This is a genomic window from Pigmentiphaga litoralis, from assembly GCF_014651835.1.
In the GTDB taxonomy this organism is placed as follows: Bacteria; Pseudomonadota; Gammaproteobacteria; order Burkholderiales; family Burkholderiaceae_B; genus Pigmentiphaga; species Pigmentiphaga litoralis.
The window spans coordinates 583,358-605,396 of sequence record NZ_BMXQ01000001.1 but is presented as its reverse complement, the minus strand read 5'-3'; the positions used below and the strand labels follow the sequence as shown (position 1 = coordinate 605,396).

Annotated in this window: 19 protein-coding genes; 7 read left to right on the top strand and 12 right to left on the bottom strand. The window is 64.2% G+C overall.

Annotation, left to right across the window (positions count from 1 at the left end; genetic code table 11):
- The first annotated feature begins 54 nt into the window (after positions 1 to 54).
- Positions 55 to 807, top strand: coding sequence for a tetratricopeptide repeat protein (locus IE116_RS02540; RefSeq protein ID WP_189609482.1), 753 nt, complete (start codon positions 55 to 57; stop codon positions 805 to 807).
- A 117-nt stretch (positions 808 to 924) separates the two neighbouring features.
- Here the strand turns inward: IE116_RS02540 and IE116_RS02535 are convergent, their stop codons facing one another.
- Positions 925 to 2,346, bottom strand: coding sequence for a sensor domain-containing diguanylate cyclase (locus tag IE116_RS02535; protein WP_189609480.1), 1,422 nt, complete (start codon positions 2,344 to 2,346; stop codon positions 925 to 927).
- Positions 2,347 to 2,698: 352 nt separating this feature from the next.
- On the opposite strand from IE116_RS02535, the gene IE116_RS02530 reads away from it, so the two are divergent.
- Both IE116_RS02530 and IE116_RS02525 read left to right on the top strand, forming a co-directional pair.
- Complete coding sequence (locus IE116_RS02530; RefSeq protein WP_189609477.1) at positions 2,699 to 3,481, top strand: SDR family NAD(P)-dependent oxidoreductase; 783 nt, start codon at positions 2,699 to 2,701, stop codon at positions 3,479 to 3,481.
- On the top strand, positions 3,456 to 3,770 hold the full coding sequence (locus IE116_RS02525) for a LysR substrate-binding domain-containing protein (protein WP_373302929.1): 315 nt from the start codon (positions 3,456 to 3,458) through the stop codon (positions 3,768 to 3,770). Before IE116_RS02530 ends, IE116_RS02525 begins: the two co-directional genes overlap by 26 nt.
- A gap of 77 nt (positions 3,771 to 3,847) precedes the next feature.
- Here the strand turns inward: IE116_RS02525 and IE116_RS02520 are convergent, their stop codons facing one another.
- From IE116_RS02520 to IE116_RS02490, 7 genes are read right to left on the bottom strand one after another with little or no spacing between them, the layout of a single operon-like run.
- Positions 3,848 to 6,259 (bottom strand): xanthine dehydrogenase family protein molybdopterin-binding subunit, encoded by a 2,412-nt coding sequence (locus tag IE116_RS02520; RefSeq protein ID WP_189609473.1) that lies wholly within the window; start codon positions 6,257 to 6,259, stop codon positions 3,848 to 3,850.
- A complete protein-coding gene (locus tag IE116_RS02515) occupies positions 6,252 to 6,755 on the bottom strand; it encodes a (2Fe-2S)-binding protein (protein ID WP_189609471.1) in 504 nt (167 codons plus the stop codon). Before IE116_RS02515 ends, IE116_RS02520 begins: the two co-directional genes overlap by 8 nt.
- A complete protein-coding gene (locus IE116_RS02510) occupies positions 6,752 to 7,690 on the bottom strand; it encodes an FAD binding domain-containing protein (RefSeq protein ID WP_189609469.1) in 939 nt (312 codons plus the stop codon). Before IE116_RS02510 ends, IE116_RS02515 begins: the two co-directional genes overlap by 4 nt.
- 13 nt (positions 7,691 to 7,703) lie before the next feature.
- The gene (locus tag IE116_RS02505) at positions 7,704 to 8,447 is read right to left on the bottom strand and encodes an ABC transporter permease (RefSeq protein WP_189609468.1); all 744 of its coding nucleotides are present in this window, start codon (positions 8,445 to 8,447) and stop codon (positions 7,704 to 7,706) included.
- Positions 8,448 to 8,451: 4 nt separating this feature from the next.
- Positions 8,452 to 9,270 (bottom strand): ABC transporter ATP-binding protein, encoded by an 819-nt coding sequence (locus IE116_RS02500; protein WP_189609466.1) that lies wholly within the window; start codon positions 9,268 to 9,270, stop codon positions 8,452 to 8,454.
- A complete protein-coding gene (locus tag IE116_RS02495) occupies positions 9,267 to 10,169 on the bottom strand; it encodes an ABC transporter permease (RefSeq protein ID WP_229827968.1) in 903 nt (300 codons plus the stop codon). Before IE116_RS02495 ends, IE116_RS02500 begins: the two co-directional genes overlap by 4 nt.
- An 18-nt stretch (positions 10,170 to 10,187) precedes the next feature.
- Positions 10,188 to 11,168: an ABC transporter substrate-binding protein gene (locus IE116_RS02490; RefSeq protein WP_189609464.1), complete on the bottom strand. Its 981-nt coding sequence runs from the start codon at positions 11,166 to 11,168 to the stop codon at positions 10,188 to 10,190.
- Between the two features lie 401 nt (positions 11,169 to 11,569).
- Here IE116_RS02490 and IE116_RS02485 point away from each other — a divergent pair, with 401 nt between their 5' ends.
- The 3 genes from IE116_RS02485 to IE116_RS02475 are packed head-to-tail and all read left to right on the top strand — an operon-like array spanning position 11,570 to position 15,047.
- Complete coding sequence (locus IE116_RS02485) at positions 11,570 to 13,108, top strand: amidohydrolase family protein (RefSeq protein WP_189609462.1); 1,539 nt, start codon at positions 11,570 to 11,572, stop codon at positions 13,106 to 13,108.
- Positions 13,109 to 13,139: 31 nt separating this feature from the next.
- Entirely contained in the window at positions 13,140 to 13,826 is a 687-nt protein-coding gene (locus tag IE116_RS02480; RefSeq protein ID WP_189609460.1) for a GntR family transcriptional regulator, read from the top strand.
- A gap of 45 nt (positions 13,827 to 13,871) precedes the next feature.
- A complete protein-coding gene (locus IE116_RS02475; RefSeq protein ID WP_189609458.1) occupies positions 13,872 to 15,047 on the top strand; it encodes an NADH:flavin oxidoreductase/NADH oxidase in 1,176 nt (391 codons plus the stop codon).
- 215 nt (positions 15,048 to 15,262) lie between these two features.
- Here the strand turns inward: IE116_RS02475 and IE116_RS02470 are convergent, their stop codons facing one another.
- Positions 15,263 to 16,216: a Bug family tripartite tricarboxylate transporter substrate binding protein gene (locus IE116_RS02470; RefSeq protein ID WP_189614402.1), complete on the bottom strand. Its 954-nt coding sequence runs from the start codon at positions 16,214 to 16,216 to the stop codon at positions 15,263 to 15,265.
- A 107-nt stretch (positions 16,217 to 16,323) separates the two neighbouring features.
- Positions 16,324 to 17,250 carry a LysR substrate-binding domain-containing protein gene (locus IE116_RS02465; RefSeq protein ID WP_189609456.1) on the bottom strand — a complete coding sequence of 309 codons (927 nt, stop codon included), beginning with the start codon at positions 17,248 to 17,250 and terminating at the stop codon, positions 16,324 to 16,326.
- A gap of 136 nt (positions 17,251 to 17,386) precedes the next feature.
- Here IE116_RS02465 and IE116_RS02460 point away from each other — a divergent pair, with 136 nt between their 5' ends.
- Positions 17,387 to 17,995, top strand: a complete 609-nt coding sequence (locus tag IE116_RS02460) for a TetR/AcrR family transcriptional regulator (RefSeq protein ID WP_189609455.1) — start codon at positions 17,387 to 17,389, stop codon at positions 17,993 to 17,995.
- 75 nt (positions 17,996 to 18,070) lie between these two features.
- Here the strand turns inward: IE116_RS02460 and IE116_RS02455 are convergent, their stop codons facing one another.
- Positions 18,071 to 20,275 carry an OsmC domain/YcaO domain-containing protein gene (locus IE116_RS02455; protein ID WP_189609453.1) on the bottom strand — a complete coding sequence of 735 codons (2,205 nt, stop codon included), beginning with the start codon at positions 20,273 to 20,275 and terminating at the stop codon, positions 18,071 to 18,073.
- Between the two features lie 352 nt (positions 20,276 to 20,627).
- Complete coding sequence (locus tag IE116_RS02450; RefSeq protein WP_189609451.1) at positions 20,628 to 21,899, bottom strand: M20/M25/M40 family metallo-hydrolase; 1,272 nt, start codon at positions 21,897 to 21,899, stop codon at positions 20,628 to 20,630.
- Positions 21,900 to 22,039 lie beyond the last annotated feature (140 nt).

The following is a 22,039-nucleotide window of genomic DNA, read 5'->3' as shown; positions in this document are numbered from 1 at the left end:
AAGCAAGGCGGCGCGGGTGGCCGCCTTGCTTTTTCCTGCACGAAGCGAGCAGCCATGCCATCGAATCTTGTACGACGACTTTTCCTGGGCGCGTCGGTCACGCTGACCATGGCGGCCAGCGCACAGGCCGCCTCCGTTGCCGAACTGGACACGCAGGCGCAGGCCGGCGATGCCACGGCCACCTACGCGCTGGCGCGCCACTACAGCGGCGCAAGCGGAACGGCGCTTGACCGGCAAAAGGCCTTCGACTATCTGCACAAGGCCGCCTTGCAGAGTCACCCCCCCGCCCAGGTCGACCTGGCCTTCACCTACTACAACGGCAACGATCGCGTGCCGAAAGATCCCGCGCAAGCCTTCCAGTGGTTCAGCAAAGCCGCCGCCGGCGGATCCGTGATCGCGCAATGTCTGCTTGGTGACTTCTACAAGAACGGCATGGGCGGCGCGCCCAAGGACGGCAAACAGGCCTTTGCGTGGTACAGCAAGACGGCCGTTACCAGCGATCGCTGCGCGCCGAAATCCCAGTACGAATTGTTCGAGGCCTATGCATCCGGCCGCGGCGTCCCCCGCAACATGACAACCGCCATCAGCTGGTTGCGACGCGCTGCCGACGCCGGCAATCCCGTCGCCCAGGCACGTCTGGGGCGCGCGTACCTGAAAGGCGAAGGCGTGCCGCTGGATGACGCGCTGGGCCGCACGTGGATCAAGAAATCCCGCGAAGGCGTTGCGCCGCACGAGGATGAAGACGACGACGCCCATGAACCGGGGGCGAAAGCCAAGGGGCATGGCCATGCAGGGCACCGGCATTGACGCTGCGGCTTCATGCAGCGCTCAGGCGGGCATTGTTCAGGCGGGCACCGTTCAGCCGAACACCCTGCGGCCGGACATCGACCAGGGTAAAGGCCGGGGTCGACTGGGCCTGGGTATTCAGGTGCGGCGGGCCGCCATATGAATCCGGTTCTTGCCCGACGCCTTCGCCTGATACATGGCCTCGTCCGCCGCGCGCATCATCGTCTCGACGTCGGTCAAGCCGTCAGCGGACATCAGCACGACGCCAATGCTGGCGGACACGGTCACCTCGGTTGCCGTCAACGGAATCGGCTCGCTCACCGCCTTCAGCACGCGTTCGAGCACCCTGTGGCATTGCGCCTCGTCGGTCAGCTGACGCAGGACGATGACGAATTCATCGCCACCGATCCGCGCCACCACATCGTTGGGTCGGGATGCACGCGTCAAGCGTTGCGCCGTGGTCATCAGAACCCCATCGCCCTGCCCATGCCCGAATGCGTCATTGATCGGTTTGAAACCATCCAGGTCCAGATAGGCCACGGCGGCCAAGGACGCGTCGGACCTTGACGGGAACAGCAGGGTGTCGAGCCGCTCGTAGATGTATCGGCGATTCGGCAGGCCGGTCAGCGCATCATGCAGCGCCGACCATTCGAGTTCACGGCTGGTGCGCCTGAGCACGATCAACGCGTGCACGAGACAGCCCACGCCAACGCTGCACACGACGATCAGCACCAGTTCGAACAGGTGGCGCGACCAGGATGACGAGGTCTGCAGCGGCGACACGCACAATGTCCAGCTGACGCGCTCGATGGACACGTCCTTGCACGTCGGCTGCAGGACCGGGACGGTCGACCGGGCAATGACCCGCCGGTGGCCGGCTTCGGGATCCATGCCGGACAACTCGTACGCATAGCCCTGCAAGGACATGGCATCCAGATTGGCGTCCTCGATCGCATCGGGCAGCACCAGCGTGACGACCGTATAGCCCCAGAAGGCGCTGGCACCCCTGGCGTCAGGCAGGAAGATGGGCAGCATGCCGATCGCACCGACCGGGCCCTGGATCAGCTGGAACGGACCCGAAAACTCGATGACCGGCGTGTCACGATCGATCGCCTTGATCACCTGCTCGCGGTCTTGACCTTCCAGCACATCGTGGTCCCGGACCAGCAGATTGCGGTCCAGGGGCTCTATCTGCCGGATGATGCCATCCGGTGCAAGCGACAGCGCATACGCGCCCTTGTACATGGGCAACAGGAACAACGCGAGCCGCTCGAAATCGTCGACCTTTCCGTTGCCCTGATAAACCATGACGGCCAATGACCGGGTCGCCGTCAGCGCCCTGCTCACCACCCGCTCCACCGCTGACGCAAAGGTGGCAGCCACCGCGCTGGTCTGGGCCGCTTCCACCGCACGCGCGTCCTCGTTCAACTTGGACAGCACGAATCCGCCGAATGCCAGGAACACAAGGGACGCCAGCAGGGGCAGCAGCATCCACAACATATCAGGGCCCTGGCGACCGGTTGCGCGCCGCAGCGATTTGAGGGCAATCGCGGGGGTCATGGGGTGTCTTGGGATGCCTGGAATGATGGGGAGTGACGACGCGACGAATCAGGAAGCAGCGGGTTCGGCCCGCGTCCGCGCGAGCCGGTGCGATCTTATCGTGCCCCTGCGCGCTTGCAGTCCGTAGTTCCCACAGGCGGACGCGCGCGCGATTGGCCTGCGATTGGGCGTTGGAGATCATCGTGGCAGCCGTCCTCGTGCAGGCTGATGACGGCCGCCGCTGTACTTTGATGATGACCATCATCAAAGTAGTTGACAGTTTTTATTATGATCATCATCATTAATCGACTTGCTGATGAGCCGACCGGATCGGCGCATGGCGTTGAACCCAACCCTTCAGGCGACACCCACCATGGCACTCTCCAACACCGTATTGATCACCGGCGCGTCCAGCGGCATTGGCGCAACGTATGCCCAACGTTTCGCACAGCGGCGGCATGACCTGGTTCTGGTTGCGCGCGACGCGGCACGACTCCAGGCGCTGGCGGACACGCTTCGTACCGCTCATGGCGTGAAGGTCGACGTCTTGCAGGCCGACCTGACGCGGCCCGCCGACATTGCGCGCGTTGAAGCGCGTCTGCGCGACGACGCCTCGATCAGCACACTCATCAACAACGCAGGCATGGCGCAAACGGGTGGCTTTGCCGCGCAGACTGCCGATGCCATCGACCGGCTCATCACTCTGAACACAAGCACGCCGACGCGGCTGGCTGCCGCGATTGCACCGCGACTGGCCGCCGCTGGCACGGGCGCGATCGTCAATATCGGGTCGGTCGTAGGCATGGCGCCGGAGTTTGGCATGTCGGTCTACGGCGCGACCAAGGCGTTCGTCCTGTTCCTGTCGCAGGGCCTGGCACTGGAACTCGGTCCGAAGGGGGTGTATGTGCAGGCGGTGCTGCCCGCGACGACACGCACCGAAATCTGGGAGCGTGCCGGAATGGACCTGTCTGCCATGCCCGAGGTGATGGAGGTGGGTGAACTGGTCGATGCGGCCCTGGTAGGATTCGATCGCCGCGAAGCCGTCACGATTCCGCCGCTGCACGACGATGCGCATTGGTCGGCACTGGACGGCGCCCGGCAGGCCTTGCTGGGCGGGCTGCGGCAGGCGCATGCGGCGCCCCGGTATCAGCGCTGAAGGATCGGCGCGACGCATCGGCCAGCGCCCTCAGCCCCACTGCATCTCGCCCATCCTTCTCGACGCCACCCTGGCCGTGCGCGAGGCCGTCCTTCATGGAGCGGGACTGTCGGTGCTGCCCGATTGTGCGATTGCCCAGGATCTGGCGGCGGGCCGCCCGATCCCGGTGCTGCCGGCGGGTGGCATTCATGCGGTGTTTCCGTCGGCACGGTTCCTACCGGCCAAGCTGCGGGCGTTTGTGGAGATGCTGATGGAGCGAACGGCAGGCCAGGAGGTGGTTCGCTTTTAGCTGCATAACAAGCAAATGCGATTTGACTGGTATACGAATAAAAGCCTGACAGTCGGATAACGGCTGAAGCTGCCGGGTCAGAGCGCACCGAGCGCACGCAGCACGCGTTCAGGCGTCAGCGGCAAGGTGTACACACGACCGCCCCCTGCAGACGCCAGAGCGTCATTGAGCGCGTTCATGACTGCGGCCGCCGCGCCCACGGTTCCGGCTTCCCCCACGCCGACAATGCCCAGGCCGTCGTCGGTGAACGCGGGGCCATCGGCATGAATCAGTTCGATATCGGGCAAGTCGGCTGCCATGGGCATGTCGTAGCTGGCAAGTGACGAGGCCAGTGAACGGCCGCGGGCGTCGTAGGCGCATTCTTCCATCAACGCCGCGCCCAGCCCTTGCGCCACGCCGCCGCGCACCTGTTCGTTCACCAGCACCGGATTGACGACGCGGCCGGCTTCGTGCACGACAATGTGGCGCAGCAGCCGGATCTGACCGGTGCCCGGATCGACGTCGATGTGCGAGAGCTGGATGCCGGTGCCGCAACGGAACGGCTGTTTGAGCGGGCCATAGGTGGTGCTGGCCACCAGTTGCGGCTGGAGGCCGCCGAATTCATAGGGGCGAAAATGTGCGGCCTCGGCCAGGGCGCGCAAGGCAAGGCGCGGCGCGCCATCGTTGACATTCACAATCGACTCGTTGCGAATATCAAGCATGCCGGCGTCGGTTTTGAGCAGGATCGCGGCCAGTTCCAGGATCTCCTTGCGCAGCGCCAGGGCGGCGTCGAACGCCGCCTGCCCCCCGATGGCCATGCCGCGTGACCCCCAGGTGCCCCCCCCGTGGGATGTGACGGCGGTGTCGCCCGTCAACACGTCCACGCGGTCGGGCGCCACGCCCAAGCCGTGCGCCACCACCTGCCGCACGCCCATCTCGGTGCCCTGCCCCTGTTCGGTCACGCTGGAAATGCAGCGGAAGTTGCCTGACGGTTCCAGGCGCAACGTGCATCCATCGCGACTGGACACCGCCTGTTCGCCTTGACCGTAAAACCAGGGGCCGCGCGACGTCTGCTCCACGAACGCGGCGATGCCCAGACCCTGAATGCGACCGGACGCGCGGGCGCTGGCGATCGATTCCCGCAAGGCTGGCAAGTCCACGTCGCGTTCCAGCGCGGCCAAGCTTTGCGTGAAGGCAAGCCGCTCGAAGCGAGTGCCGGTGGGCGCGACGTGGGGAAAGTCGGACGGCTGCAGGAAATTGCGGCGGCGCATCTCCACGGGGTCGATGCCGCAGGCGCGCGCCGCTTCGTCAATCAACGCTTCGGTCACGGCGCAGGCCAGCGGATGGCCCACCCCGCGATAGTGGCCCGCCATGCCCTTGTTCTGGAAGACAATGTCGGCCGACGCCGCGAAGGCGTCAAAGCGATACGGCGCGCCGCACAGGCCCATGATGGCGCGCGGCTCGCCCAGACTGGACCGCGGATATTGGGAGTACGGCCCGATCGCGTACAGGTCCTGTACCTGGAAGGCGAGCAGTTTTCCGTCCGCGTCCACAGCCAGCTTGCCCGCGACGCGATGTTCGCGCGCCTGGATGTCAGACAGCATGGACTCGTTGCGATCCGCAATGAATCGCACCGTGCACCCCAGCAGCACAGCCGCGGCACACACGGCCAGTTCATCCCCGTACAGCTGCTGCTTGATGCCGAATGCGCCGCCCACGTCGGGGCAGATCACCCGCACCCGATGGGCCTCCAGCCCCAGCAGATGCGCGTATTCCTCTTGCATCTGGTGCGGGCATTGGTGACTCAGGTGGACGGTCAGCCGTCGTTCATTCGGCTCGAACTCGGCAACGAGACCCCGTGTTTCCAGCGGTACGCCTGTGTGGCGGTTGAAGCCGAACTCGCACGCCACCACGTGGGCGGCGGTGGCAAACACGGTGTCGGGCTGGCCGGACTGCTGATCCAGATGCAGCACCAGATTGCTGGTCAAGTCGGCGTGGATGGGCGGCGCGGCCAGCGCGGCTTGCGGGTCGGTCAATGCCGGCTGCTCGTCCCACACGACGACGACACGCGCGCAGGCGTCTTCTGCCCGCGCGCGGCTGTCGGCAATGACCACGACAACGGGCTCGCCGTGCCACATGGCCGTATTCAACGCCAAGGGATGCTGCAGGGGCGCACGCAAATCAGGGAAGGCAGCGGTCGCGCCGCGATAGCCTTTGCAGATGCGCGCGATGTCCGTCCCGGTCAGGACGGCTTCCACGCCGGGCATGGCGCGGGCGGCTTCGACATCGATGCTGACGATGCGGGCATGGCCCCAGGGACTGCGCAGGAAGGCGGCGTGCAGGCTGGCGGGGAACGGCAGGTCGGCCACGTAGCGGCCACGCCCTGCAAGCAGACGGCGATTGCGAGGAGAGGACAAGCCCTGCCCCAGCACGTCGCCCGCTGCGTGGGTGTGGTCGTGCGTGTGGTCGTGCGTGCCGGCGGGCGTGGGCTTGTCGGTGGTGTCATGCATCACGGCGCAACCTTGCCGTGTCCACCACGGCATCGACAATGGCGTGATACCCGGTGCATCGGCAGTAGTTGCCAGTCAGTGCTGCGCGCACGCCCTCGCGCGTGATGGCGGGATTGCACCGCAGCGCATCGTCGGCGGTGATCAGCATGCCTGCCGTACAGAAGCCGCACTGCAAGGCCGCGTGACGAAAGAAGGCGTCCTGCAGGTCGGCCAGTTCGCCGCTTGCGGTCAGGCCTTCGATCGTGTCGATGTGCATGCCGTCGGCCTGCACGGCCAGCATCAGGCAGGCGCGCACCACGGCGCCGTCGGCACGCACGGTGCAGACGCCGCATTGCCCTTGCTCGCACCCAAGGTGGGTGCCGGTCAGTCCCAGCACATCACGCAGGTAATCGGCCAGCGTCATCCGTACCGGCACGTCGTGCGAGCGCAGCTTGCCGTTCACGATGCAGCGCAGGCGCAGGGTCGATTCGTCGGCGATCAGTGCTTCGTCGTTCATGTTGATGGACTCGGGTAAGGCATGGCTGGGTGCAGGTGCGACCGCATCGCGGTGATGGCACGTACCAGCAGGGCCGCGGCCAGGTGCAAGCGGTAGGCGGGGTCGTCGCGGATGATCAAGGGCGCCAGCTCGGCTTGCAGAATCGCGCGGGTGGCGTCGACATCGAACGCGATGCCGCTGCGCGCTGTGTTTTCCGACCCCTTGCCCATGTCACGCAACGCCATGGTCAGGTGCTCACTGGTTGCCGACAACAAGCGAGGCCGATCGGAAACACCCCCTATCGCCACCGCCATGGACGGCGGCTGACCGATTATCCGATTAAGCGATAGCGCGATGCTCGCCAGCGCCGGTGCGGTTGGCCGTCTGGCGATTTCATCGAAGAAGTGAAAGCTGTCATGCCCGTTGACCGGCACCTGAACGGCCGCGACAAATTCATCCGGACGGCGCACCGTGGAAAACGCACCCGTGAAGAACGCATCGGCAGCCACATCACGCGCACCCGCCAGCGACCGCAGGCAAACCCGAGCGCCGGACGCCACCGCCATCAAGGGTATTTCGCCGCCCGGATCCGCATAGGCCACCGACCCGCAAACCGTGCCGCGATTGCGGACTGCCGCGTTCCCGACATGTGTGGCGGCGGCCGCCCAGGCCGGCGCATGTCTTTGCACCAGGTCGTGCTTCAACAGATCGCCATGGCGCACCAGCGGCCCGATCTGCAACGTGCCGTCTGTCGCTGAAGCCAGCGCGATCGTATCGGCTCCAGGCAAGTGGTTGATATCGACCAATACCTTGACGTTGCGCGACCGCAGCGCCAGTTCCGGCATCAGGCTCTGCCCGCCTGCCAGCACGGCCGCATCAGCGCCGTAGCGGGCAAGCGTATCCAGCAGTTCCGCTTCGCTGCGCGGCCGCACGTAGTGGACAGGGGCAAGCTTCACGGTGCCGACCCCATCACCGCACTTTGGCGTGGCGCGTCAGCCGGCGTTCCACCAGGCCCACCGCGCCCATCAGCGTCATGCCGAGCAAAAAGACGATCATGACCAGGGCCCAGAACCGGTCCATCTGAAATCCATGCAGATAGGTGTCGAACAACTCGCCGAGCCCGACCACGGCCACCACGATCTGCCCGATGATCACGCCCTTGATGCCGCGCACCACGCTCAGCCGGATGCCGGTCATGACTTCGGGCATGGCCGAGGGCAGCATGATCTTCGAAAACATCTGCCACCGCGTCGCCCCATTGCTGCGGGCCATCTCCAGCAAGGATCGGTTGATGCCAACCATGCCTTCGCGCGTGTCGATGATGATCACCCATACCGCGAACAGAAACACGGTAGCCACGACGGTGCTTTCACCGATACCAAGAATGGGCATCAAGGCAGGCACGACGGCGGTCAACGGCGCCGCAATGAAGATGTTGACCCACACGTTCAGGATGCGATCGACCGGCTTGAAACGTCCCATGAGCGCACCCACGGGCACTCCCACCACGATCGCCAGCGCCATGCCGGTGGCAAAAGCCCTGGCGGTGATGACGATGGCGTCCTTGAACGATTGAAGCTGGACGAGGCTGAAGGCGGTCGTGACGACGTGGGACAGCGGCGGGAACATGTCGGACGCCGCGTAGCGCGCGGCCAGTTCCCACAGCACCGCCCAGGCCACCAGGGACAGCAGAACGGGTTTCTGTCTGGCCATGGGTTCAGGCCAGATACTGTTTGAGTTGGGACCAGATATCGTCGACCGCATCCAGATAGCGCTGGTCACGGCGGATCTCGTCCGGGCTGGCATTGCGGTCCAGGCCGGGGCGGATGGTCTTGACGACTTTGCCCGGATGTCGGGTCAACAAGACAATCTCGTCCGACAGGTACACGGCCTCTTCGATCGAATGGGTCACGAAAATGACAGTCTTCTTTTCCACACGCAACAAGGACAGCAGGTCTTCCTGCAGCTTGCGGCGCATCTGTTCGTCGATGGCCGAGAATGGCTCGTCCATCAGCAGCACGTCGGCATCGACCGTCAGCGCACGGGCCAGGCCGGCGCGCTGGCGCATGCCGCCTGACAGCTCGTTGGGGTACTTGTCTTCGAAGCCGGCCAGCCCGACCTCGCGAATGTAATGGCGGGCGCTGGCTTCGCGTTCGGCCCGTGGCGTGCCGCGCAGCTCCAGGCCGAACGCCACATTGCGCAGCACCGTGGCCCAGGGCATCAGCGCAAAGTCCTGGAACACGAACGCGCGGTCCGGCCCTGGCCCGTACACCGTCTTGTCGTTGACACGGATCTCGCCCGACGTGGGCGTGATCAGTCCCGCAATGATCTTGAGCAGCGTGGTCTTGCCGCAGCCGGATGGGCCCAGCAGGGTCACCAGTTCGCCGCGGGGAATGTCCAGCGTGGCGTCCTCGAGGGCAAGCACGCCATTCGGGTAACGCATCGTGATGCCGAGCGACTTGATGATCGGATCGGGCAACGGCGCCGTCGTTGACGACGACGCGGGCCCGGTGGCAAGCAATGAAGTTTGTGTCATGTCTGCGTGTGCTGCTGTCCGAGGGCCTTGAAGACACGGCGCTCGATGAGTTGCAAGGCGGTCAGCACCAGCGTGGCGAGCACGATGATGGACACGATCGCGGCGAACATTTCGGCGTACTTCGCCACGGACCGGTAATAGCTGATGGTGTCGCCGATACCGGTTGGCGTGATCAACAATTCGGCCAGGACGATGCCGATGAAACCGCCGGAGATGCCAAGGCGCAATCCCGCGAAAATCATGCCGCTGGCATGCGGCAGGATGATCTTGGTGACCTGCTGGCGCCGGGTCCCCATGAAGGAGCGCGTCATCTCCAGCAACGACGCATTGGTCTGGCGGATGCCGCTGTAGCAGTTCATGGTGACCATGGGCAGCGACAGGATCACCACCGCAATGATCTTGGCCGTGATGCCGATACCGTACAGAAAGGTGATCAGCGGAATGATGGCGGCCATGGGCGCTGTCTGCATGATGACCATGCCCGGATACAAGGCCCACTCGGTCAGGCGCGACAGCCCCATGGCGATGCCGCACACCACACCCACCACTGCCGTGATCACCAGGCCGGCGATCAGCGGTGGCAGCGTGTTCGCATACGCCTTGATCAGCTCGCCACTGGCCAACAGGTTGAACATCGCAACCGCCACCTTCGAAAACGGCGGAAAGGCCAGGCTGATCGGGATCCGGCCGGCGATCTCCCACAGACCGAAAAAGATTGCGAACGACGCCAGCTTCCACAGCACGGGCACGTGACGCTGCCAGCCCGTGGCGTGTGCTGCCTGCGTCTGCGCCGGGGCCGCAGGCGCGGCGCCGACGCTCATCGGCGTCGACACGGAAGTGCCGGGTCCGGCGGCATGCACGGCCGCGCCGGGCGCGCCTGCAACGAGGGTGTGGGGCATGGTGTCCACGCTATCGGCTTACTTGGCGCCCACGGCTTTGCTGGCAGCTTCCAGCGGCTTGAAATCCCAATACGCATCCAGGCCGCCCGACGTTTCCGACTTGAGCTTGCCGGCCAGCGACAGGAAGTCCACGTCCGCCTGCGCGGCCGTTTTGCCACCGCCATCGACCGGGAAAATGCCGGCAGCGACGGCACGCGTGAAGTACGGCGTGATCTCGGCCACTTCTTTCTCGGCCAGGTCCGGCAGCAGCTTCAGTTCCTTGCGTTGCGCGGCCGGCCACGAGGGATCGGCTGCCGTGGCCTTGACAGCCTTCAGCAGTTCCTCAAGCAAGATCTGCACGGCGCGCGGATTGGCTTCGGCGAATTTGGTGCTGACATAGAAGGTCGAGTCGCTGGCGTCCTGGTCCTGGACCGGCAAGGCGCCGAAGCGTTTCGGGTCGCTGTCGATCAGGACCTTGGAGCTGGTCAGGTCCAGATAGGTCGCCTTGATGTTGCCGCGCTGCATCGCCACGACACGCACTTCCGAACCCGGCACATAGCTGATCTTGTCGAACTTGATGCCCGACTTCTTTTCCATGATCTGCGCCATCGTCTCGGTGCCCGAGCCGCGCGAGTGCACGACAAAGGTCTGGCCGTTCAAGGATTTCCAATCCGGGTACGCGGTCTTGTCGACCACCGGCACGTAGGCCAGCTTGCGAATCTGGTAGATGTTGCGGATCGGCGCCTTCAGGTTGTTGATGGCCTCGTAGGAGTCGCCCACCCCCATGTCCATTTGCCCGTTCAACACGGCCTGGAAAGCGATGTCGTCCGACTTCAATGCGGTGGCCTGTACCTCGACCCCGCGCTGCTTGGCGCGCGCATACGCAATGAGTTGAGGAAGGTCTTCGGCCGAAAACGAATCGGCTTCGGCAATGCGGATCTTGCCGACGCTTTGAGCCTGGGCCACGCCCCCCGTCAACGCGACACTCAATACGATCCCGACGATATTCAGCAGCTTCATGCGTACCTCTGTGTGGATGGTTGGCCCGGCAATCGGGCGGCAAGGTGATGCGAAGGCGGAGCGAGCAGCGCGTGAACATCGGCGCCGAGCTGGTATTACGTACGTATACCGGCATGACAGTCACGCAATGCAACATGCATGCCATTCATGGTTTTCCATGAGTTCGCCAGCAAGCACCGCGTCCGCTCGAACGAACCTGCACCGATATGGACGCTGCAGGCACGCTTATGCAGCGTTTAGGCTGAGAAACGGTGCATTCTTCGCCACTGACTGAACGAAACTCCCGGACGTACCTGGGAGACCGGATGGCATGCGACTTGCATCCATATTAAATTAAGGCGGTATACCACTCGAATACAGACTGCCTCCGTACCGCCGCCCTGCTCAGGAAAGGACATGCGATGCCGCAATCGACCCCGTTGCCCGTAGGCACCACACTCTGGATCGCAAACGCCCGTGTCATGACGCCGGAGACCGATTGGCACCAGCCGTCGGTGGCCGACATTGCGATCCAGGACGACATGATCATCGGGGTCGCGCCATCGTATGGCCTGCGTCCAGGGCAGGTCCCGCCCGAGACGCTGGATGCCCGCGGCCACCTCGTCCTGCCTGGCTTCGTCAACGCCCACTACCACTCGCATGACGTGCTCGCCAAGGGGACGCTGGAACAGGTGCCGCTCGAACAGTGGCGTCTGTACGCCCTGCCCGCGCAGTACCCGCCCCGCTCGAAAGAAGAACTGCGCGCACGCACGATGCTCGGCGCCTTGGAGTGCCTGCGCTCGGGCATGACCACCGTGCAGGACATGCTGACGCTGTATCCCTTCGACCCCGAGCACCTTGATACCGTCATCCAGGCGTACGAAGACGTCGGCATTCGCGTGGTCTTCGCGTTGCAGTACGGCGATCGCAAGGGTCTGGATACCGTCCCCTACTGGAAGGAAGTCTTTCCGCCCGAATACCACCACCTGCTGTCGAGCGCCGCGGAACCCGAAAAGAAGTTCGACCTTCTGGACTACTTCGAGCAGAACTGCCTGAAGGGGCCGACGCATCCGCGGCGACATTGGGCGATGGGGCCGTCGTCTCCGGAGCGCTGCACGACTGCCCTGATGGCGCGGACCATGGACATGGCCAGGCGCTACGACCTGCCGGTGTACTCGCATATCTACGAGTCCAAGGGCATGGCATTGACCGCGCGCCAGGAACTCGGTCAGTACGGCGGATCGTTGATCCGGCGCCTGCATGCCGAAGGCTGCCTGGGTCCGCAGATGAACTTTGCGCACAGCGTGTGGCTGGCGCCTGATGAGATCGAGATCCTTGCCGAGACAGGCGCCGGCACGGTCTTGAATCCGCAGGGCAACCTGAAAATGCAGTGCGGCCTGCCCCCGATCAAATCCTTGATGCGCGCCGGTGTGCGCATCGGGCTGGGCTGCGACAACTGCAGTTGCTCGGACGCACAGAACATGTATGCAGCGATGAAGCTGTTCTCGCTGCTCGCCGTGGTCAGCGATCTGCGCAAAGGGCCACCTCCTGCCATGGAAGCCTTGAAGGCCGCGACCGAAGGGGGCGCGGAAGGCGCGCGCCTGGGTCACCTGATCGGCCGCATCGCGCCGGGCTACAAGGCCGACCTGTCCATCCTGGACCTGGCGGACCCCAGCTTCGTGCCGCTCAATAGCGTCGTGCGCCAGCTCGTCAACATCGAAGGCGGCCGCGCCGTGCGGCATGTCATGGTCGATGGCAACTGGGTGGTGCGCGACCGGCGCGTGGTGTCGGTCGATGAGGCGGCTGTGTTCGAAGAGGTCGAAGCCATCATGCCGACCTTCAGGAAGGACTTCGACGCCATCACGAAACGGGTGGCTACACTACAGCCGTGGTTGGACGAAGCCCAAGAGAAGATGGATGCGGCAGACGTCGGTATCGAACGTCTGCCCCGCCTGCGATGAGGATCGCAGGCTCGAAACAAAGGATGTGAACATGACCTTTCTGGTCCAGAAGCCGGCGCCGCTGGAAGACGACACCGACTCGCCCTTGGAGCCCGGCGGGCTGGTTGCGCGGGTGCATGCGCAGCTGCACGACATGGTGCTCAAGCACGAAATACCGCTGGGCCGCCCGATCTCGGAACGCCAGTTGTCCTTGCAGCTGGGCGTGTCTCGCACGCCACTGCGCGAAGCGCTGCGCCGGCTGGAAGGTGAAGGCTTCATCTTGCGCAGCCGCGGCGTGCTCGAAGTGCGCCGCATCACGCTTGAAGAATTCCTGGATCTGCTCAAGATCCGCAAGGTGCTCGAAGCCGAAGCCGCCGGCCTTGCAGCCGGCGCCATGGATGCCGGTGTGCTGGAAAGCCTGCGGGTGCGGCTGACGGCACTGGCGCAGGCCGAGCGCCCCGACAACCATGAACGTGTCACGCTCGACCTTGAACTGCACCGCGCGGTGTGTGCCGCGTGCGGCAACGAGACCATGGCCAGGCTGATCGAAGACCTGCGCCGCAAGTCCATGCTCTTCGCCACGCCGCCCACGCCGCAGGACTTTCGCGCCTCGGTTGCGCAGCACCTGGATCTGCTCGACGCCCTGGCGGCGGGCGATGCCGCCCGCGCCCGCGCCGCCATGGCCGTGCACATCGAAGCCACACTGACCAACGTCCTCTCTCGTCTGCTCAAGCGCTAAACGCCTCCTCTCGTCCCGCGCATGCCAACCACCAGCGAATCCTCCATGACCGACACTCCCCAGAAACAAGCCGCCGCGCTGCCCCTGATGTTCCAGCCCAAGACGCTACGCGGGCTGACCGTCAAAAACCGCATCGTCGTCTCGCCCATGTCGCAATACAGCGCCGTCGACGGCGCTCCCACCGACTGGCACCTTGTGCATCTTGGCAAGTTTGCATCGGGGGGCGCAGGCATCGTCTTCTGCGAAGAGACCTCGGTGTCCGAACGTTCACGCAAGACCTACGACTGCCCCGGCATCTACACCGACGCGCAGGCCAAGGCATGGAAACGCGTGACCGACTTCATCCGCACCCAGGGCGCCGCATCGGCCATCCAGCTTGGCCACGCCGGCCGCAAGGTCGCCACACGCGCGCCGTGGGATGGCTTTGCGCCCCTGAGCGCAGCCGACGCCGCCAATGGCCGTCCGCCCTGGTCGGGCCTGGCGCCCAGCCCCATCCCCTTCAAGGAAGGCGCGATGGCGCCGAAGGAAATGGATCATGACGACATCAAGTACGTGATCCAGGCCCACGTGGACGCCGCCAAACGGTCGCTGGACGCGGGCTTCGACGTCGTCGAGATCCACGGCGCGCACGGCTACATCATCCAGCAGTTCCTGTCGCCCATCACCAACAAGCGGACCGACGCCTACGGTGGCGACATGGAAGGCCGCATGCGGTTCGGCCTGGAGTTGATCGAAGCAGTGCGCGACGCCTGGCCTGCGGACCGGCCGCTGTTCTTTCGCGGGTCCTGCGTGGATGGGCGCGGCGGCGCCTGGAGCCTGGAAGACACGATCGTGCTGGCAGCGGCGCTGAAGGAACGCGGCGTGGATGTGTTCGACTGCTCGTCGGGCGGCATCGACGGTCCGTTGACGCTGCACGTCGTCCCGCGCGTGCCCGGCTATCACGTGCCCTTTGCGAAACGCATCCGCGAAGAGACGGGCATCCCGACCATGGCGGTGGGCCTGATCCGTGAAGCCGAACAGGCCGAAGGCTATCTGCAAGCCGGGGACTGCGACTTCGTTGCCCTGGCCCGCGAATTCATGTGGGACCCGAACTGGCCCGTGCACGCTGCCGCCAAGCTGGGCGTGCCCGATCCGCACAATCTGCTGCCCCGCAGCTATGCGTGGTGGCTGCAGAAGCGGGAAGAAACGCTGGCGCTGACGGCGGGGGACGCGGCGCGGTAAGGGCAAGGCGTGGGATCGATCGCTGGGGACGTCTCCGCCGCGATCCCGACGCTGACGGTGACCGGCGTCTTCAGGCCGTGCACTGCCGCCGCCTCCACCCCCGTGCACTGGCGCCCAACGCGGGCGAACAGCTTCAGCACCTTGTCGCCGGCATCGTGCCCTTCGACCGTCCAGCCGACGCCCTGATCACATCCGCGGCGACCCTGGCCGATTTATCAATCGGCGGTGATCTTGCGCTCCTTGACGATGGCGCTCCACTTCGCGTCTTCTTTCTTCATGAAGGCCGTCAGCTCGGCACGCGTGGTGGGCTGCGGCGTCAGGCCATGCTGGTTCAGTGCCTGCTTCACGCCGGGGTCGTTCAACACCTTCACGATTTCCTGGTTCCAGCGATCCAGCATGGCTGTCGGCGTTTTTGAATGCGCGACAAAGGCATACCAGTTCAGCGCTTCAAATCCTGGATAACCCGACTCGGCCACCGTCGGAATGTCGGGCAGGTACGCCGGGCGAACCAGGCCGGTCGTGGCCAACGGAATCAGCCTGCCGGTTTCGATATGCGGCATGGCGGTAGGCGGCGCGGAAAAGTACGACGCGATCCGTCCGCCCAGCAGATCCTGCAAGGCCGGCGCGCCGCCCTTGTAGGGCACATGCACCATCTCGATCGCGGCCCGCTGGTTGAACAGCTCGCCGGCCAGATGCGACGCCGACCCTGCCCCGGTCGACGCAAACTCCACGCCGCCTGACTTCTTCTTGGCGAGCGCAACAAATTCCGCCAGGTTCTTGACGCCGAGTTCCTTGTGCACGACCAGCACGTTAGGGAAATTGACGCCGCCCGATACGGCACTCAGATCCTTGAACGGGTCGTACGTCACCTTCATGACATGGGGCGCGATCGTCAACGGGCCGATCGAACCGAACAGCAGCACGGATCCATCCGCCGGCCCGCTTGCCACGAGTTGATGCGCGATGTTGCCGCCGGCACCCGCCTTGTTTTCAACGACCACTGTCTGTCCAATGTTGTCGCCCAGCTTGCGGGCAATCAACCGGGCGGCGGCGTCTGCCGCGCCGCCGGGCGCAAAACCCACCACCATCGTGACAGGCTTGGCGGGCGGAAAGTCCTGCGCATAAGCGGATGCGGCCATACAGCATGCCGCTGCGGCCATCGCCACCATGGGCAATGAAGGGAATGTGGACACTGTCGTCTCCTGCGTTCTTTTGAAAGCAGGAGACTGTAGGCAGCTCGGCAGTGCGACGACAGCCCGTATCGGGCAATAGGTGTTCAGTTTTTGAGAAGACGCGCGCCTGCCCACAAGCCTTCACGCACCAGCGTGCGCGCAATGTCGGCAATCACCACCCGCGTTGCCAGGGCGGCCGGCGACAGTTCGTCGTCCGACAGGCTGACCAACACGTTGCGACGGCTCACATGCGCGTCGCTGATCTGACAGCTGACCACGTGATCCGCCGGCTGCCGCGCCACGGCAGCGCCAGGCTGGATCGTGGCCCCCAGGCCCGCGCGCACCGCGTCCATCAATAGCGCCAGGCCGTCGATCTCGGCCACCACCCTGGGTTCGATCCGCGCGCGGGCAAACGCCGTGGTCAGCGAGGCCCGAAGCCCGTGCCCCTGGCTGGGCATGACCAACGGCACACCGGCAAGCTGCGACAGCCGCACACGCGGCCCGTCCGGGCGCTGCGGCAGTGACTTGGCGGCGATCAAAAACAGCTTTTCGTCCAGCAAGGGTTCGATGCTCCACCGGCGCGGCGTTGCCGTCTCGAACAGCACGGCAAGGTCCAGTTGACGCGCCTGCAGCATGCTGCCGAGATTGCCCGACAGCGACTCGACCAGGTGCAGCCGGATGTCCGGATAGCGTTCCCGCATCGCCTGCATCAACGGCATGCCCAGCACCGACGCCGTCGTGGGCGCCAGCCCCACGCTCACGTGCCCCGACAGCCGCGCCTGCTGCGCTGCCCGCACGGCTTCGTCGGCATGCCGCAAGGTCAGCTGCGCCTGCTGGAGAAAGGCCACCCCGGCGTCGGTGGGCGTGACACCGGTGCTGGCGCGCTGCAACAGGCGCGTGGACAGCTCGCCTTCCAGCCGGCTGATCTGCTGGCTGAGCGCAGACGTCACCACGCCCAGCTCGATCGCTGCACGGCCCATGCTGCGCAGTTCACAGACCTTCACGAAGTACCGGAGTTGGCGAAGTTCCATGGATGACCTTGGTGGGAAGACAAGCACGTCATGGTAGTCCGGTTTTCCATCGTGCGGACAAGGCCTGCTTGGCCAGGAAGCCATCGGCCGGCGTATTGCCGAGGATCTGTCGCCGCCAAGCCGGTAAACTTGCGGCATGACCGCCTCTCCTGCCTCCCCCGCCGAATCTCCCAAGCGGCGCATGCCGCGCGCCGCGCGTACGCGCCAGTTGCTGGACACGGCGTGGGCCTTGATCGGCGATGAAGGCACCGACGCCCTGACGCTGGGTCGCCTTGCGGAAGCCGCCGGGGTCAGCAAGCCTATCGTCTACGATCACTTCGGCACGCGCAACGGCCTGCTGGTTGCGCTGTACCAGGACTACGATGCGCGCCAGACCGCCCTGTTTGCCGACGCCATCGACAAAGCCCGCCCCACCTTGCAAGAGAAGGCGAGCGTGATTGCATCGAGCTATGTGAGCTGCGTGGTGTCGCAAGGCAGGGAGATGTCGGGCGTGATTGCGTCGCTGAACGGGTCACCGGAACTGACGGCCGTCAAACGGGAATATCAGCACGCTTTCATGGATATGTGCGCCGGCATTCTTGCGCCGTTCAGCGGACCGGCGGGCGTGTCGGGCGCCAGCCTCTGGGCCATGATGGGCGCGGCCGATGCCCTGTCGGAAGCCGCGGCGGATGGCGAAATCGCGGAAAGCGATGCGTGCGACGAATTGCTGCAGGTAATCCTGAATCTGGTCAGACGCAGCAAGTAAGCAGGATGCCGCGAACGGTGCCGCGAAGGAAGCCGCGAACGAGACCGCCCGGGATCCCGATGCGGGATCCCCTGCTTATTTCGTGACGGCCGCAGCCCGGGCCCGCGCCGTGTGCAGTTTCCGGTAGCTGTCAATCAGGCGATGGTGCCGGTCCAGGCCTTCCAGTTTCATGCTGGTTGGGGCGAGACCATGGAAGCGGACTGTGCCGTCCACCGACCCCAGCACCGCATCCATCCGGTCATTGCCGAACATCCGGCGAAAGTTGACGACGTAGTCGTCCAGCTCAAGCTCATCATCGAGCACGACTTCAAGCACGCCGTTCAATGCCTGATAGAACAGGCGGCGATCGACCGTGTTGTCGTTGTACTGAAGGAAGGCGCCCACCCCTTCCTGCGCGGCATCGAACTGCTGCAAGGCCAGGTTGATCAGCAGCTTCAGTTCCAGCACCGTGAGCTGACCCCACTCCGTGTTCTCGTCGAACTCGATCCCGATCAATGTGGCGATGTCGGAATAATCGTCCAGCTCATTGCTCTCGAGCCGCTCCAGCAGGTCGGTCAAAGCCGCGTCGTCCAGGCGATGCAGATTCAGGATGTCTTCCCGGAACAGCAGCGCCTTGTTCGTGTTGTCCCACACCAGATCGTCGACCGGATAGATCTCGGAATAGCCCGGCACCAGAATGCGGCAGGCAATAGATCCCAATTGGTCATGCACCGCCACATAGGCCTCTTTGCCCATGTCCGCCAGGATGCCGAACAATGCCGCCGCTTCCTGCGCATTGGAATGTTCGCCGTGACCGGAAAAGTCCCATTCCACGAATTCGAAGTCCGCCTTGCTGCTGAAAAAGCGCCAGGACACCAGGCCGCTCGAATCGATGAAATGTTCAACAAAGTTGTGGGACTCGGTCACTTCTTCGCTGTTGAATGTGGGCGCGGGCAGGTCATTCAGGCCCTCAAAACTGCGGCCTTGCAGCAGCTCGGTCAAGCTGCGTTCCAGCGCCACTTCGAAGCTCGGGTGCGCGCCAAACGATGCAAAGACGCCGCCGGTCTTGGGGTTCATCAAAGTCACGCACATCACGGGATAGACCCCGCCCATCGACGCGTCCTTCACCAGCACAGGAAAACCCTGCGCTTCCAGGCTCTGAATCCCGGCCAGGATGCCCGGGTATTTGGCCAGGACGTCAGCCGGCACGTCTGGCAGGGCAAGCTCGCCCTCCAGGATCTCACGTTTGACCGCCCGTTCAAATATTTCGGACAGGCACTGCACCTGCGCTTCGACCAGCGTGTTGCCGGCACTCATGCCATTGCTGACATACAGGTTTTCGACCAGATTCGACGGGAAGTACACGACCTCCTGGTCCGACTGCCGAACGAAGGGCAAGGCGCAAATGCCGCGCTTCGTGTTGCCTGAATTGGTGTCGATCAGATGCGACGCCTTCAGCTCGCCATCGGGGTTGTAAACCTCGATGCAGTGGGGATCCAGCAAGCCCGCCGGCAGCGCGTCCTTGCGGCCGGGCTTGAACCAACGTTCATTCGGGTAGTGCACGAACGGCGCATCGGCAAAATCTTCGCCCCAGAACACGCCCGCATAAAAGTGGTTGTTGTTCAGCCGCTCGATATATTCGCCCAGCGCCGACGCAAGGGCGCTTTCCTTGGTCGATCCCTTGCCATTGGTAAAACACATCGGCGAATGGGCGTCACGGATATGCAGCGACCACACATTCGGGACCAGATTGCGCCAGGATGCGATCTCGATCTTGATGCCCAGGTCCGCCAAAATGCCCGTCATGTTGGCGATGGTCTGTTCCAGCGGCAGATCCTTGCCCGCGATGAACGTGCGCGCCTCGGCATCCGCCTTGACCGTCAACAGCGATTGGGCATCGGCGTCCAGGTTCTCGACTTCTTCAATAACAAAGTCCGGCCCTTCCTGCACCACCTTCTTGACCGTGCACCGCTCGATCGACCGCAGGATGCCCCGGCGATCAACCTCGGCAATATCCGATGGCAGTTCGACCTGGATCTTGAAGATCTGCTTGTAGCGATTTTCCGGGTCCACGATATTGTTCTGCGACAGCCGGATATTTTCGGTCGGAATATTCCGCGTCACGCAGTAGAGCTTCACGAAATACGCCGCACACAAGGCCGACGACGCCAGGAAATAATCAAAAGGCCCGGGGGCCGACCCATCGCCCTTGTACCGGATCGGCTGGTCCGCCACCACGGTGAAATCATCGAACTTGGCTTCGAGACGTAGCTTATCGAGGAAGTTGACTTTGATTTCCATGGGGGATGCCTGATCGAAATGCCGAAGTAAGCCCGTCCGCACACCGTGTGCGCAAGGCGTTGTCATGCTGAGTGGTGGTAAGGGCGACCGGGCCGCTGACCCGTACCGGCCAGGGGTGCCCAGAGCGCGCCTAGTGTAAACGGTAAGGCGGACCCGGTATTTGACGGGCCTTTTTCAAGGCAGGGCAGGATGCTGAATTAAGCGAACAAGCCGAAGTGCTTTGGTCTTATCTCGATGCGTGGTGCAAGCAGACAGAACCCTGCCCGGGGGAATCGACGAAAGACGGATAACGCCTTGATCGCGCATGGCGGATGACGTCGGCATTCCGGCAATCGTCTCTTCCGTTAAAAAGTTATTTCGACATATCCCGGATCATGCGCGTGACCAGGTACAGACGCGGCACGATCGTACCCACCTGCACGTATTCGGCGTCATTCGAATGCGCGCCATGCCCCGTCAGCCCCATCCCTTCGATGACGCCGCCGCGTGCCTTGAGCGCGGCGAACGCGGCGTCCGTGCCTCCGCCGGTCGCCTTTTCGGCCACGGTCATCTTCATGCCCAGGTCCTGGCTATAGATTTCCTGCATCTGTTTGGCCAGGCGACGTGACGTCTCGTTGGCCTCCAGCGGCGGGCGGCGCACTTCGAAATTGAGCTGGACCTTGCTCGCGGCCAGCAGCTTGTTGCCGACCTTGGCCTGCATGGCTTGCTCAAGCTCGGTAAAGTCCGCCACGCGCAGCGCCCGGGCGTCGGCCTGGGCAGTCGCCTCGGCAGGGATCACATTGCGATTGGTGCCTGCCGTCGCCACGGTCCAGTTCAACTTCAGGCCCGTGTCGGGCTTGGACAGGTCCTTCATCTGCAGCAGTTGATGCGACAGCTCATACAGCGCGTTCACGCCATCTTCCGGCCTGGCACCGGCGTGCGACGCCTTGCCTTCCACCTTCAACAGGGCAGCGCCGATGCCACTCGTGGCCAGCCGCACGCCGCCGTCCGGGCCACCGCCTTCGAACGAGAACACCGCATCCTGCTCGGCGCCGATCCGCGTCATGGTGCTGCGCGCGCCGGGCGAGCTGATCTCTTCATCGCTGTTCATCAGCACAGTCAGCGTGCCGTAGTTGTCAAAGCCCATCTGACGCAGCATGGCCACGGTGTGCAGGATCAACGCCACGCCCTGCTTGTCGTCCGCAATGCCCAGGCCGTAGGCGCGGTCGCCGTCCACGCGGAATGGCTGGTCTTTCAGCATCCCTTTCAAATAGACCGTGTCCATGTGGGCGATCAGCATGATGCGGCTCTTGCCCTTGCCCTTGAACTCGGCATGCACCATCGGGCCGATCTTGTCGGGCGTGTCACCCAGCTTGTAGATATCCGTCGGCTGAATGGTCTCGACCTTGCCACCCTGCTCCCGCAGCTTGCCGGCCACATAGTTGGCAATTTTTTCGGTGCCTTCGATGTCCTTGCTGCCGGACTCAATGTGGACCAGGTCGCGCAGCGTGTCCAGATAGGGCTGTTGATGTTGCTGCGCCAGCGTGTGGATGTCGGCTTGCGGGGCGGCGACGGCGTGGCCGGTCACCATCACGAAGCCGGCGGTGGCAAGGTGGGTGACAAGCGATCGGAAGGGAAAATGCATGGGTAATCTCCTGCGTGGTCAAGTGATATGCGACGAGGTGTGTCGAGCGAAACCCCAGCGCCACCCCGCGGTCCAAGGTATACACCAACGTGCGGATGGCGTCTGGGCCGCGGGTGCATCGCCGCGGTGCGCATATCGTT